This is a genomic window from Alcanivorax sp. HI0044, from assembly GCF_001634945.1.
Genome location: NZ_LWEZ01000720.1, coordinates 1 through 14,296, shown reverse-complemented (window position 1 = coordinate 14,296; position 14,296 = coordinate 1). Strand labels below are relative to the sequence as shown.

The 14,296-nt window shown below is 59.1% G+C and carries 8 protein-coding genes; 2 read left to right on the top strand and 6 right to left on the bottom strand.

Annotation, left to right across the window (positions count from 1 at the left end; all coding sequences use genetic code 11):
- The 3 genes from A3730_RS08675 to A3730_RS08665 all read right to left on the bottom strand — a co-directional run.
- Positions 1-7,153: non-ribosomal peptide synthetase (locus A3730_RS08675; protein ID WP_063537933.1), on the bottom strand; the 7,153-nt coding region annotated here is incomplete at its 3' end.
- 39 nt (positions 7,154-7,192) lie between these two features.
- Entirely contained in the window at positions 7,193-7,396 is a 204-nt protein-coding gene (locus A3730_RS08670; protein WP_063519371.1) for an MbtH family protein, read from the bottom strand.
- A 96-nt stretch (positions 7,397-7,492) separates the two neighbouring features.
- Entirely contained in the window at positions 7,493-9,151 is a 1,659-nt protein-coding gene (locus A3730_RS08665; RefSeq protein WP_063537931.1) for a multidrug ABC transporter permease/ATP-binding protein, read from the bottom strand.
- Between the two features lie 204 nt (positions 9,152-9,355).
- On the opposite strand from A3730_RS08665, the gene A3730_RS08660 reads away from it, so the two are divergent.
- Together A3730_RS08660 and A3730_RS08655 are read left to right on the top strand one after the other, a co-directional pair.
- Entirely contained in the window at positions 9,356-9,967 is a 612-nt protein-coding gene (locus tag A3730_RS08660) for a TetR/AcrR family transcriptional regulator (protein ID WP_063519358.1), read from the top strand.
- Positions 9,968-10,073: 106 nt separating this feature from the next.
- Positions 10,074-10,709, top strand: a complete 636-nt coding sequence (locus tag A3730_RS08655) for an endonuclease (protein WP_063519359.1) — start codon at positions 10,074-10,076, stop codon at positions 10,707-10,709.
- 140 nt (positions 10,710-10,849) lie between these two features.
- Here A3730_RS08655 and A3730_RS08650 read toward each other — a convergent pair whose 3' ends face one another.
- The 3 genes from A3730_RS08650 to A3730_RS08640 form a co-directional block, all read right to left on the bottom strand.
- Positions 10,850-12,625 (bottom strand): acyl-CoA dehydrogenase C-terminal domain-containing protein, encoded by a 1,776-nt coding sequence (locus A3730_RS08650; protein ID WP_063519360.1) that lies wholly within the window; start codon positions 12,623-12,625, stop codon positions 10,850-10,852.
- 133 nt (positions 12,626-12,758) lie between these two features.
- Positions 12,759-13,124, bottom strand: a complete 366-nt coding sequence (locus A3730_RS08645) for a YbaN family protein (protein WP_063519361.1) — start codon at positions 13,122-13,124, stop codon at positions 12,759-12,761.
- A 109-nt stretch (positions 13,125-13,233) separates the two neighbouring features.
- Positions 13,234-14,296, bottom strand: a 1,063-nt coding sequence (locus tag A3730_RS08640; RefSeq protein WP_063537929.1) for a DUF945 family protein, incomplete at its 5' end; no start/stop codon positions are given.

The following is a 14,296-nucleotide window of genomic DNA, read 5'->3' as shown; positions in this document are numbered from 1 at the left end:
GAATCTTCACCTGCTGATCCACCCGGCCCAGGTATTCCATTACGCCATCGTCCCGGTACTTCACCAGGTCCCCGGTGCGATACATGCGCTCGCCGGGTTCGCCGAACGGGTCTGGCAGGAAACGCTCCGCCGTCAGGTCCGGGCGCTGATGGTAGCCACGGGCCAGGCCCACTTCGTTGCCGATATACAGTTCCCCGGCGACGCCGACCGGCACCCGGTTAAGATCCTGATCCAGCACATACAACTTTCTCGGCCCCACGGCGGTGCCGATGGGCGCGTAGGCGCTGGTCAGGGTGTCGCCTTCGTAGGCGGCCCACAGCATCGGGGTGACCACGGTTTCGGTAGGACCGTAACCGTTGAGAATGCGCTGCGGTTTTAACACCTGCTGCATGCGTTCGAAGGTTTCCCGGGTGAAAGCCTCGCCGCCCAAAGTCCAGGAACGCACTTTCAGGGGCGGTTGTGTTTGTTCAATCCAGTCCAGCAACGGCCCCATGTAGCTGGGCGGAATGCAGGCGATGGTCACCCCTTCTTTTTGCAAGGCATCGCAGGTTTGTTGCGCGCTCCATAATTGTTGGTCACGAATCACCACCCGCGAACCAAAGGCCAACGGCACCGTCCAGCGCTCTACCGCTCCATCGAAACTGATGGAGGCGAACTGCAGCTCCACATCATCCGGGGTCATGCCATAGCGTTCACCAATGGTCTGCACATGCATGGAGAGACCGGCATGGGTCAGGGACACGCCTTTGGGTTTGCCGGTGGAACCGGAGGTATAGATCACATAGGCGAGCTGGTCCGGGTGCGGTTCGTTGCCGAGAGACTGCGCAGAGAAAACATCCAGCGACAATCCATTAACCGCAACCGGTTTAACGGCATCAACACGGGGCAAGGTTTCAAGCAAATCTGAAGACGTGAGCAGCAACTTGGCACTGCTGTCTTCCAGCATGTAGTGCAAGCGGTCGGAGGGATAACCCGGATCCAGTGGCAGAAAAGCGCCGCCGGCTTTCATCACGGCAAGGAAGGCTTCGATCATGGTGACACCACGCTCGAAGGACACACCGACCACATCATCCGGTTGCACGCCCTGTTCGATCAGGTAACGGGCCAATTGGTTGGCGCGGGATTCCAGCTGGACAAACGATACGCGGGTGTCACCGTGCACCAGCGCAATGGCCTCGCCCTGCTCGGCTGCCTGTTGTGAAAACAGCGAGAGGAAACTGGTCGCGTGCCACTCGCCTTCGCCCTGACTCCATTGCTGCAAGTGGGGCTCGTCGTCACCCAACGCATCCAGCGTGGCCAGTGGCACATCATCCACATGAGACAACGCCAGCAAGGTACGCTTGAATGCACTGGCCATGCGGTCCATCAACGCCACCGGCAAGGCAGCGCTATCGTGGGCAAACAACATTTGCAGATGGTCACCGGGCAGCACCGCCACGGTGAGCGGGTAATGGGTGAACTCGTGGCTGGTGGGCGTGCCCAGCTGCAATTCGCTGTGCTCACTGCCCAGCAGGGATTCATCCAGCGGATAGTTTTCAAAGACCAGCAAGGTATCGAACAAGCCTTCTCCGCCCCAGCCGGCATCCTGCTGCACTTCGAACAGCGGCGCATGACCCTGTTCGCGCAGCGACGCATTATCCGCCTGCAGCTGTCTCAGCCAATCGGCGATGGGTTGCTCACCATTAAGGGGCACCGTCATGGGCAAGGTGTTGATGAACAGGCCCAGCATGTTGTCGCTACCGGCCAGTTCCGCCGGGCGACCGGCTACGGTGTTGCCGAACACCACCCGTTGCTGGCCGGTGAACCGGCCCAGTACTCGCGCCCAGGCCGCTTGCACCAAAGTATTGATGGTCAGCCCTTTGTTACGGGCCGCCTGGCGCAGAGCCTCGCTGGTCACGGCATCAAATTCGATCGGGTGACGGCGGAATTCACCTTTATCCGGCGTACCGACGGCCTCCACAAGACGGGTTGGCATCTGTACGGGCGACAGGTATTGCTGCCAGAATTCCCGGGTCGCGCCGCGATCCTGTTGCTGCAACCAGCCAAGATAATCCGCATAACCCTTTGGCGCCGCCGGCAATGTCTTGCCGTGGTATAGCGCCATCAATTCGCTGAGCAATACCCCGGTGCTCCAGCCATCCATGAGGATGTGATGGAGCGTGAGCACGCACTGCCAGGTTTGCTCACTGGTGCGCAACAGGTCGACCTGCCACAAAGGCGCCGCCTGCAGATCAAACCCTTTTTTCAGCCGATGCTGGCACCAATCATCCAGTGCCGATTCGCCGACCTCACGGAGATCCTTCTCCAGCCAGGGCAAGGCTACCTGCTGCGCAGACCAGACCGCCTGATGGCGGGAATCTGACAGGGTCGCGGGCAACAGACTGGTGCGCAGCACACCATGGCGCTCCAACAACGCCTGCCACGCCTGACGCATTCGCGCCGGGTCCACACCGGTGAGCGGCAACACCAATTGGTTCACATAGGTGCTGTTGCTATCACTGAGCTGCGAATGAAACAGCAACCCCGCCTGCAAGGGCGACAGGGGCAGAATCTGTTCCGGACGCTGCGCAAGAGAATCCAGTTGCGCCTGATCCAGTGATGCCAAAGGCACATCGGCCGGCGTCAGTACCGGCGCCCGGGAATCGCAATGCCGGGCCAACCGTTCGCACTGCTGCAGCCATTGATCCACCAGCACCGCACCCTGTTCGCAAGACAGGCTCACCCCATCCACATCCACACGAATCCGCAACTTGCCGTTCTGTTGATCCGCATTGATCACCAGCGGCGCATCCGCCGGCGCATCCGCTTCCTGCCACAGGCCCGCGTCCATCAGCGAGACACCGGGCAAATTATCGTGACGGAACTGGCCAAGATAATTGAACAACACATCCAGGCGATGATCGCCGCCGGTCAGCTTGCCCTGCTGGACCAGCAGCCCATAGCCCAGACCGCCCTGCGCCGGTTCGCGCAACTGTTCCTTCTGCTGTTTGATCGTGGTCGTCAGATCATCAGCACAGTCCAGTCGCTGCGGATACAGGCTGGTAAACCAGCCCACGGTCCGGCTTAAATCCAGCGATTCATCGTTGCCACTACGGCCATGGCTTTCACGGTGAATGCGCACCACCCGGCGATCACAATACTCCGCCAGGGTTTGCGACAGGGCGATCAGCAGAAATTCTTCCAGATTCAGGGAGGCGTAACGGTTTGCACTGTGCTGCCAGCGACGCAGGGTCTGCGCATCGGTTTCACGGACGAAGTGGCTCGCCGGATCGGGCTGGGATCCGTTGAACTTTAATCCATTGAACTGTAATCCATTGAATAACGGCGGCATCGCTTCACAAACCGACTGCCAGTAAGGCAACGCCAGCTCTGCCTGTGGCAGCCACTGCTGATCCAGCGCTTCGCGCCAGTCACGCAGGTTATGAGTCTTGCGTGGCAGCGATGCCTTGCCACTCTGCTCGATCTGTTCGCAGGCGGCAAAAAAATCTTCCAGCAGGATTCGCCAGGACACGCCGTCCACCGCCAGATGATGGATGGTGAGCAACAGCTGCGGATTATCTCGTTCGGAAGTGTCACCGGTAACATACAGCGCTCCCAGCAACTTGCCCTGTGCCGGATTCAAACTGCGCTGCACAGCGATCATCTGTGCTTCAATCGCAGCACTGTCGTTGCTGTCCATGGTTTGCAGCAGCGGCGTACCCGCGGCGGGCACACACTGCGCCGTCGTGGAATCACTCACGTCGAACTGTAAACGCAGGGCATCGTGCTGAGCGACAAGCAGCTGCAGAGCCTGTTCCAGCACTGCCGCATCAAACGGTTTCTGTATGGAAAAACGCAGATACTGGTTACAGGCAGACAGGCCCCGTTGCTCAATAAAGCGCTGCTGAATCGGCAATAAGGATAACGAACCGGCCAGTGGCTCCTGGCTGGCGGTATTCACCGTCACCGGTTGCGCCACAGCGGCTTGCTGACTCAGCACCGGCTGTTCGAATAAATCCCTGGGCGTTAACGCCAGACCCTGCTGGCGGGCGCGGCTGACCACCTGCAAGGCAAGAATGGAGTCGCCGCCCAGGGCAAAGAAATTATCATCGCGGCTGACGGTTTCACGGCCCAGCAGTTGCTGCCAGATCGCCGCCAGCGTCTGTTCATTGTCCGTCTGTGGTGCGTCACCTTCGCTGACGGTTTGCCACTGCGGCGCCGGCAACGCCTTGCGATCGACTTTGCCTGCCGGGGTCAGCGGCAAGGCTTCCAACACGACCAACTGGCTGGGCACCATATAGTCGGGTAAAGATTGGGACAGGGCTTCCAGAATAGTCGCTGTATCGAGACCCTCTGTAGGAGCGTGCTTGCACGCGAATGGGTCCGGGTTCGCGTGCAAGCACGGTCCTACGGTATTGCGGGGCACGATATAACCCACCAAGCGATCCCCCGTCGGCGATGGCTGCGCCACCACAGCGGCCTCACGGATCTGTTCATGGCCCAGCAGCCGGCTTTCAATTTCCCCCAGCTCAATACGGAAGCCGCGGATCTTCACCTGCTGATCCACCCGGCCCAGGTATTCCATTACGCCATCGTCCCGGTACTTCACCAGGTCCCCGGTGCGATACATGCGCTCGCCGGGTTCGCCGAACGGGTCTGGCAGGAAACGCTCCGCCGTCAGGTCCGGGCGCTGATGGTAGCCACGGGCCAGGCCCACTTCGTTGCCGATATACAGTTCCCCGGCGACGCCAACCGGCACCCGGTTAAGATCCTGATCCAGCACATACAATTTCCTCGGCCCCACGGCGGTACCGATGGGCGCATAGGCGCTGGTCAGGGTGTCGCCTTCGTAGGCGGCCCACAGCATCGGCGTAACCACCGTTTCGGTGGGGCCATAACCATTAAGGATACGTTCAGGCTTTAGCACGCTCTGCATGCGCTCGAAGGTTTCCCGGGTAAAGGCTTCGCCGCCCAGGGTCCAGGAACGCACTTTCAGTTCGGGTTTTTCCTGTTCGATCCAGTCCAGCAGCGGCCCCATATAGCTGGGCGGGAAACAGGCCACGGTGACGCCTTCGTTTTTCAGCACCTCACAGCATTGTTCCGCGCTCCACAGTTGCTGGTCACGAATCACCACCCGCGAACCAAAGGCCAACGGCACCGTCCAGCGCTCTACCGCTCCATCGAAACTGATGGAGGCGAACTGCAGCTCCACATCATCCGGGGTCATGCCATAGCGCTCACCGATGGTCTGCACATGCATGGAGAGACCGGCATGGGTCAGCGACACGCCTTTGGGTTTGCCGGTGGAACCGGAGGTATAGATCACATAGGCGAGCTGGTCCGGGTGCGGTTCGTTGTCAACAGCTTGGGCAGAAAAAACATCCAGTGGCAACGTATCCACCGCAATCGCTGTCACCGTTTCCACGCTTGGCAGCGAAGGAACCAGGCCCGATTCAGTGAGCAAAATTTCTGTGCCGCTGTCTTCCAGCATGTAGCGCAAACGGTCCGCAGGATAAGCCGGATCCAGCGGCAAAAAGGCGCCGCCCGCTTTCATCACGGCGAGAAAGGCTTCCACCATGGTGACGCCACGCTCGAAGGACACACCAATCACGTCATCCGGTTTTACACCCTGGGCGATCAGATAACGGGCCAATTGATTGGAACGTGCTTCCAATTCAGCAAACGACACGCGGGTATCCCCGTGCACCAGCGCAATGGCATCGCCCTGTCTCGCAGCCTGCTGTGAAAACAAAGAGACAAAACTATGCGCTTGCCACTGGCCGCCCCCCCGCTCCCAACGCTCCAGCATGGTCTGGTCATCCGGCACCAGCGCCGCACTCTCGGTGAGTGGCAACGCTGGCGACTGCAACCACTGGTCCAGCACCTGCTCAAACGCCACCACCATTTTCCCGGCAAAGGCACTATCAAGAATGCCGTCCCCGTGGACCAGCCTTAACGTCAGGCCATCGTGCTCATCCGGCCAGGCATCCAGCACCAGATCAAACGGGGTTTCCGTTACGGGCAGGTCTTCTACCCGCGCCATCAGGTTGCCCAGGTTCAGGCTCAGCCCTTTGCCCTGTTGGCGATAATTGAACGCCACCTGGAACAAGGGGTGACTGCCCGAGCTGCGGGAATCACTCAAGGCATCGACAATTTTCTCAAAGGGAATATCGCGATTTTTTTTGGCATCGTTCAAGGCACTGTGGATCTGTGCAATCCAGTCGCTGACGGACAGCTCAGGGGAAACATGCCCCTGCACCACCAGGTTGTTGACAAAAAAACCCACCAGAAACTGATTACTGCCTTTACGGTTGGCACTGGGTACGCCAACGCGAATCTGCGGCTGCCCCGATACCCGAAACAACAGATACTGCAACACGGCAAGCAATACAGTGAAACGGCTGACGCCCTGCGCCCTGGCAAAATCTTTCAGGGTTTGCGTCTGCTTTGCAGACAGGGAGAAGTCCTGAAAACAGGCACGACTGGAGGCACCGGACGGTTGTGACAGACGAGGCAAAGCCAGGGGCTCGCCCTCATGCTGCAGGGTGTCGATCCAGTGATCCCGCTGCGCCTGTGCATCGTCACCGGAAAGCCATTCAGCTTCCGTTTCGACCAGATCCAGATAGCTATTCTGCAGCGGCGGCAGGTTCGGTGTCAGCCCGTCACGCAAGGCACTATAGGCAAACAGAAACTCCTGCATGAACACGCCCAATGACCAGGCGTCGCCGACAATATGATGCAACGAGATCAGCAGCGCATGCCGTTGCTCGCTCAGCCTGACCAGCCGGTAACGCAACAGCGATTCGGTTTCCAGATCAAACGGTTTCGCGTTGTGCTCGCGCCCCAACCGGTAGGCTTCCGCTTCCGGGTCTGCCTCGTTGCTGACATCCTCGACCTGCAAGGCCCTGTCCACGTGCGGCGTAATCCGTTGCCAACCCTGGCCATCCCGTTCGGCAAATTGCACGCGCACAATATCCTGCCGTGCCACCACGTAATTCATGGTCTGCTCAAGGGCTTCAGGATTCAGCTCACCGTCCAGCCACAGCATGCCACCCAGGTTATAGGCGGTGCTGTGCGGTGAAAGCCGTGTAAATAGCCACAGGCGTTGCTGGGAAGAGGAAAGCGGGGTCCAGCCGGACCCCGTGCGCGCGTTCTCGATGACAGACCCGGTCATGTCAGCTCCTTGCCGTTAATGCAGACGCAAGAGAAAGAATCAGGACGCTTGCGCATCCCGCAGGCGGCGTGGACGCTGGTCTGTCCAGGTCTGATTGATATGCTCAAGGCATTCGCTCTTGTTGCCGGTCACACCGACGGCTTGCCAGCCCGCTGGAACAGGGCGGTAGGTCGGCCAGATGCTGTACTGCTCCTGATCATTGATGACGACAGTGAATTCCGTTTCGGGATTATCAATACTCATGGTTTCCTCGCCGTTGGCAGGATTGAGAGAAAAAATTGAGAGAAAAGCGCGCCAGAGCCCATCGCCCGGGCGCACAAGGCGCGATTAACAGACGCCCTAAACTCCCGCCTCGCGCAATACCTGAACACTCTCTCGAGCGGCCAGATCATCCATTTCTTGCAGCTGGCCACTTTCCATTTTCAACAGGCGATCCGCGCGGTCGAAATAATGATCGTCGTGGGTAATGGCGATGATGGTCTTGCCCGCGGCTTGCAGGCGCGGTAACAGCTCGAGATAAAAGAATTGCCGGAATTGCGGATCCTGGTCTGCCGCCCACTCATCCAGCAACAAGCAGTCCCGGTTTTCCATCACCGCCATCAGCAGGGCCAGACGTTTGCGCTGCCCTTGGGAAAAACGAATATCGCTGAGGCGGCCATCCTGCTGGCGCACCTTGTGTTGCATGCCCAGCGTGGCCAACCAGACATCCACGTCTGCACTCGCCACTTCCGCGCCATCGCCTTTCAGTAATCGGCTGAATAGATGAAAGTCCGTAAACACCGACGAAAAAAGCTGCCGAAATGCCACCCGGTTTGCCTCGGTAACAAGCTCGCCATCCACTCGGAGTTCGCCCTGCTGAGGCCGGTAAAGCCCGGTAAGCAAACGGGCAAAGGTGCTTTTGCCACTGCCATTTCCGCCTTGCACGAAAATCAGCTCGCCACGACGAATGGTGAGATCCAGCGGCCCCACTGAAAAACCCGGCGCACCATCCTGATCCGGATAGTGATAACGCACCCCTTGCAGGCTAAGCGTATTGAAACCGGCCAGCGTGTCGCCGCCCGCTTGCAGGTCCGCCGTGTCGTCGGCAAGCTCAAGACCGGTCAGTTTGCGCAGGGACACCCGGGCAGCCAGCAAGGTGGGCAATGCCGCCACCGCGCCAATCAAAGGCGTGCGCAACAGCAAGATGGTCAGTGCAAAAATGGAAGCGGTATTGGCATCTGCCCAGCCACGCCCGGTGGCCAGATAGAACAGCACCCCGATCAGTGCCAGCACCAGGACGTTGGCCAGGTTGCCGGCCAATCCGTTGCAAATGTCTGCGCGGGTCACATGGTCACGGTAACCGCGGGCATGACCATCAAATTCTTCATCGAAAAAACGCGCTGCACGGGGCCGGTTCAGTGCCAGCTCCTTGCGACCATCAATCATGGATTGATAGTCCTGATAAAGATGGTCATCCCCCTCACGGACCTTGCCAACATGGAAGTTGATACGCCCCACCAGCCAGATCCCCATGACCGCCGTCCCCAGCAGCCAGGCCACCGTGACAGCGAACAACCCCGGCGCCAGCCAGGCCAGCCACCCCAGGGCCGCCACGCTGAGCGCGGCGCCGTAGACCAGCTCCGGCAAATGCACAAAGGCGATTGTCAGGTTACGCAGGTCGGTGCTCAGCGCCGCCAGCAGGTGCGGCCCGCCCACCTTTTCCAGTTGCTCGATGTCCGTGGCCAGCACCCGGCGCACCAGATCCCGGCGCAGGCCGTAGACCATCCGGTGTCCCAGCACATGCAGGGTCATCTGGGCAGCCGTGGCAGTGACCAGCAGCGCCACCAGCAACAAGGCAAACTGCAATAGCACCACCGGCAAGTCCGCACCACCGGCCAGCAACCGCTGACTGATAAACGCCAATACCGCCACACTCAATACCGCGCTCAACACACTGAGCACGGCCACCGCCACGAAGGCTTTCTTTTTACGGGAAAATAACAGGCCCATCAGGGTCATGAGAGATGTCCGCCTCCTTGGACAGGGAAAGCAACAAAAGAGAATCGCAATGATATTGATTCTTATTTATTAATCAACCTTGTTTTCGTGCGGTTAGTCCCGTTTTGGCTACACCCTTACCACTGCCTTGTTTATTGATGCCCACCGTCATTGCCGGAAAGTGTCCTGCTCAATACCATTGAGTGACAGTACAGGACTTTCTTCATGACCCAACAGCTCAGCGAGCGCGGCCAGCGTCGCCGACAGGCACTGCTTGATGCCGCCACCCACACCTTCCTGCAGCATGGCTATGAACGCACCACGCTGGACATGATCATTGCGCAAGCAGGTGGTTCGCGCCGCAGCCTGTATGAGTATTTTGGCGACAAACGCGGCCTGTTCAGCGCGGTCATTGCCCACCATGCCCACAAGATGGTGCACGATATCCGCAGCCTGGAACTGGACGGATTAACGGCCCGGGAAGGCCTGGAACTGCTGGGGCACGCTTTTTTCAACGCGCTGACGGATACCGTCAACCTGGAGTTGTATCGGCTGCTGATAGCGGAAGGGTCGGCCTTTGCCCAACTCGGGCAAACCGTTTACGAAGCCGGGCCACACATGTTGCAAGAGCAGTTGCAGCTTTACCTTCAGTGCCTGCACGACCGCGGACTCCTATCAGGAGCCCAGCCCAGCCCCCACGCCGCCCGGCAGTTTTTCGGGATGATCAAGGCCGACTTCCAGCTCTGCGCCCTGCTGGCGCCCAGCCAGCTTCCCGACGAAACCGCGATCACTGCACATATCCAGAGCTGCGTGACGCTTTTGTTAGACAACCACTAGTCCCACCGTTGGCACCACCTGTCTGCTCGGTATACATTGTAGATATCCGTCACCCTGGCCTTGGGGGCTAAGATGGCAATACTGGAAATGTGACAGGATTCACAATATGCACAAAATTACACTGGCTTTACTGGCAAGTTTTTTGCCGGTTGCGGCCAGCTACGCCGATGGCATGGACGCACTGTTCCTCAAGCAGGTTTACGCCAACGGAGGCAACACCCTTTATTGTCAGGAGCCCTTCAAGTCCGGTGATCGCATTTCGGTAGAGCAGATTTACGATGAACGCCGACTGGCTCAGCATTTTGGTTGTCGCAGCAGTCGCCTTTGCGAAAACAATCCGCAATTTGCAGACATTTATAAAGACCGTCACGCCCTCTTCCCTGTCACCCGCCGCGCCGAACTGGATCGCCGTCGCACCCTGTTTGGCGACCTGCCTGACACTACGGCAAAAGACAGTAACTGCGGTTACAAACAATCTTTCCAGGTATTCGAGCCACCGGTCAGCGCCAAGGGAGACGTAGCCCGGGCCATGCTCTATCTCCACGAACGTTACGAGCTTCCCCTGCTGGGTACCCTGGATATGTACCAACGCTGGAACCAGGAAGACCCGGTCACCGACGAAGAGCGCCGCCGCAATAACGTGATCGAGCAACTGCAAGGCAACCGTAATCCCTTCATTGACGAGCCCGACCGCGCGCAGAGCCTGCAAGGCAGCTCACCGTTAAATATGCAGTTTCCGTAGAAGAGTCGCAGCACGCTTCATGCAGCAGGCAACAACACATCGCCTGATAGGCTGCCGTGATGAACCATAAAAAAACCGCACCCTTGAGGGGTGCGGTTTTTTAATGCGTGCGGCGTGTTGCGTGCCACATGCAGCGGTCTTTAAAACAGATCCGCATCCAGATCCATCATGGTAGCCGCGCCACTGTTCAGCTGGGCCGCCAGGGACTGGGCTTTCGGCAAGACACGCTGGAAGTAGTACTGGCCGGTAATGCGCTTCGCTTTGACGAAGTCATCATCACGACCATCCGTGGCCGCCAGCATCTGGGCCCACAGCCATGCGTAGATCACATAGCCAAAAATATCCAGATACTCCACCGCGCCGGCGCTGATGGCATCCGGGTTGTCACCGGCCTGGGCCAGCAACGTATCGGTGGAGGACTTCAGCAATGCCAAAGCCGCTTGCAGGTCGTCTTTTACTGCAGCCAGCTGCGCGTTGTCGCCATTGGCATCAACCCAGGCCTGAGCATCCGCCAGGAAGGCATCCACGGACTTGCCGCCGTTGCGAGCCACTTTGCGGCCAGCCAGGTCCAGCGCCTGAATGCCGTTAGTGCCTTCGTAGATCTGGGAAATACGGCAATCACGAACGAACTGCTCCATGCCCCACTCACGGATATAACCGTGACCACCGAACACCTGCTGACCGGTGATAGTGGTATCCAGACCACGGTCAGTAAAGAAGGCCTTGGCAATCGGGGTCAACAGCGCCACGCGATCTTCCGCTTTTTTCTTGGCGTCTGCGTCTTCGCTGAACTTGGAGGTATCCAGCTGCATGCCCACGTAGGCGGCCAGGGCGCGGCCCCCTTCGTTGATGGCACGCATGTTCATCAGCATGCGGCGCACATCACCGTGCACGATGATCGGATCCGCCGGCCCGTCAGGGTTCTTCGCGCCGGTGGCGCTGCGGCCCTGCAGACGTTCGCGGGCGTATTCCACCGCGCTCTGGTAGCTGGCTTCACCCAGACCCAGGCCTTGCAGACCGATGGACAGACGCTCGTAGTTCATCATGGTGAACATGCACGCCAGGCCCTGGTTCGGCTCACCGATGATCCAGCCTTTGGCGTCGTCAAAGTTCATCACGCAGGTGGCGGAACCCTTGATGCCCATCTTGTGCTCGATGGAACCGCAGGTCGCACCGTTAGCTTCACCCGGATTGTTATCCGCGTCAGGCAGGAATTTGGGCACCAGGAACAGGGAAATGCCCTTGGAGCCAGCCGGCGCGTCCGGCAGCTTGGCCAGCACCAGGTGGATATGGTTGCCGGTCAGGTCATGCTCGCCGCCGGTGATAAAAATCTTGGTGCCGGTGATGTTGAAGGAGCCATCGTCGTTGGGCACGGCTTTAGTGCGCAGAATGCCCAGATCGGTCCCGGAATGAGGTTCGGTCAGGCACATGGTGCCGCTCCACTCACCACTGTACAGCTTGGGCAGGTACTGCCCCTTCAGCTCTTCAGAGGCATGCGCGTCTACCGCCAGGCAGGCACCGCTGGTCAGCGCCGGGTACAGGGCAAACGAAGAACAAGCGCTGTGCATCATTTCTTCGAACAGTACCGCCAGGGATTTGGGCATGCCCTGGCCACCGAATTCCGGGTTACCGGAAAAAGCGCTCCAGCCATTTTCGGCGAAAGTCTTGAACGCGTCCTTGAAGCCGTCCGGGGTGGTCACTTCCCCGTCGTTCCAGGTACAGCCCTGCTCATCGCTGTTGCGATTCAGCGGAAACAGCAGCCCTTCGGTCATTTTGCCCGCTTCTTCCAGAATGGCATCGGACAAATCCTGAGTCACCTCTGCGGTGGCCGGCATGGAGGCCCAGAGCTGATCCGCTTTGAACACATCGTTGAGAACAAAACGCATGTCCTCGAGGGGGGCTTTATAGGTCGCCATTTGCACATCTCCCGAAAGTTGGCAGGGTGCGAATTTTAGGCAGCCCGGCGGCCGGGTTACAGGCTTATTTGTGACCCGGCGTTCATGGCAGCCGTTTCAGGGTCAAAAACACCGTTTGCGGGCCCGGAAAGGCCTATTGATCAGGCTCGGGGCGACGCCACAGCCACAGCAAGGTACCGCACAGGAACAGTGGCACAGCGATTTTGACGCTGTTGTGGGCGCTGGACAGGCTGATCAATGCCACGCTGACCAGCATCATGATGGTGGCCGCGTATTTCGCCCGACGCGATACCGCCCCGTGTTCACGCCAGTCACGAATGCTCTGCCCGTATCTGGGATGCCCCAGCAGCCAGGCCTCCAGCCGCGGCCAGCCGTGCGTGCCCGCCCAGGCGGCTACCAGCAAAAACGGCACCGTGGGCAGACCGGGAATCACCACACCGACCATGCCCAGGGCCACACACAATACCGCCAGCAATCGCCAGGCAATGATTTTGATCATTGCTCACACTCCTGAATCATTGCTACAGCATGCACCAGCAAGGCCTGCATTGAAAAAGGCGCCAGACGCCAAATGCCTGACGCCTGACGTCAACGAGCGACGACGAAATCTAGTGAGCCTCGGAACCACTGGCTGCGGGCAATTCTCCGTCCTGAGGGACGGTCTGGGCATCCCCGGTAGCGCCAGCCAGTCCACTGGCCGCTTCAAGACGCTGCTTGAGCATCGCAACCGGAATAGTCTCGCCATTGAGCACCACCTCATCGCCACTGGCGTTGAGTGCACTGCTCCAACGATCACCCTGCTGAACCACCAGCCCCTGGGCAGCCAAACCGGGCAGCCGCATGGCTAACGGCGGCGGAATCACGGCGTGATTCATATCCACCTGCACAGAGACATCCAGCATCTGGTTCATTTGCTGCTCGGTGAGACCCTGCAGCTCCTGTAACGGCAAATTACGGCCCTCAAGCCCGAGATAACGGGTACGGGCATCCAGGCTGAGCTGGCGCTCATCCGCATTGTCCACCAGCAATTGCATGGCCAGGCGGCTGTCACCGGGGTGCAGCAACTGTTCCCCGATCACCGTCATCATTTCGTCAATCAGCGTCTTGATTCTGGCAACCGTTTCCTGCGGATCCGCTGGCTCACTGTTGGCCATGGCTCCCAGCAGCATGTTGGTTTGCAGCTGGTCCAGTTCGTTGTTGAGGGCGTTGACCTTGATTAACGCTTGCTTGTCCAGGCCGGCGTAATCCATGCCCAGGTAAGCACTATCCATCGGCAAGGGCACCATGACACCGATAATGTTATCCACCCACAAGCCACTTTTACCGGCCAGCGTGTCACCGTCATCCTGGCTGCTGCCCTGCAGGGTAAAATCGAACCCCAGCAGCGGCAGGTCATTCTGCGCATATACCAGCCCCTTGCCGTGCAGGTTCATGTCGGTCAGCGGCAGAGCGTCGCCTAGCATATCCACCACATCCACCGAGCCGGTCAGCGATTCAATCGCCATTTGCCCCTGTGGTGCATTGATATTCAGCCCCTTGAGCGTCACAAAACTGTTCACCGGGTAGCCCTCAATATTCGGGCGATGCACATCCACCTGCAGCTGCTCCAGCACGACCTTGCCCATGGGCGAATCCAGATCGACCGGGGCAAGCGCGACCCGAATACGGACG

What these genes read in the sequence shown, in the direction of transcription:
- A3730_RS08645 (WP_063519361.1), bottom strand. Translation starts at nt 13,124, where the DNA reads ATGATCAAAATCATTGCCTGGCGATTGCTGGCGGTATTGTGTGTGGCC.
- A3730_RS08660 (WP_063519358.1), top strand. Translation starts at nt 9,356, where the DNA reads ATGACCCAACAGCTCAGCGAGCGCGGCCAGCGTCGCCGACAGGCACTG.
- A3730_RS08670 (WP_063519371.1), bottom strand. Translation starts at nt 7,396, where the DNA reads ATGAGTATTGATAATCCCGAAACGGAATTCACTGTCGTCATCAATGAT.
- A3730_RS08650 (WP_063519360.1), bottom strand. Translation starts at nt 12,625, where the DNA reads ATGGCGACCTATAAAGCCCCCCTCGAGGACATGCGTTTTGTTCTCAAC.
- A3730_RS08655 (WP_063519359.1), top strand. Translation starts at nt 10,074, where the DNA reads ATGCACAAAATTACACTGGCTTTACTGGCAAGTTTTTTGCCGGTTGCG.
- A3730_RS08665 (WP_063537931.1), bottom strand. Translation starts at nt 9,151, where the DNA reads ATGACCCTGATGGGCCTGTTATTTTCCCGTAAAAAGAAAGCCTTCGTG.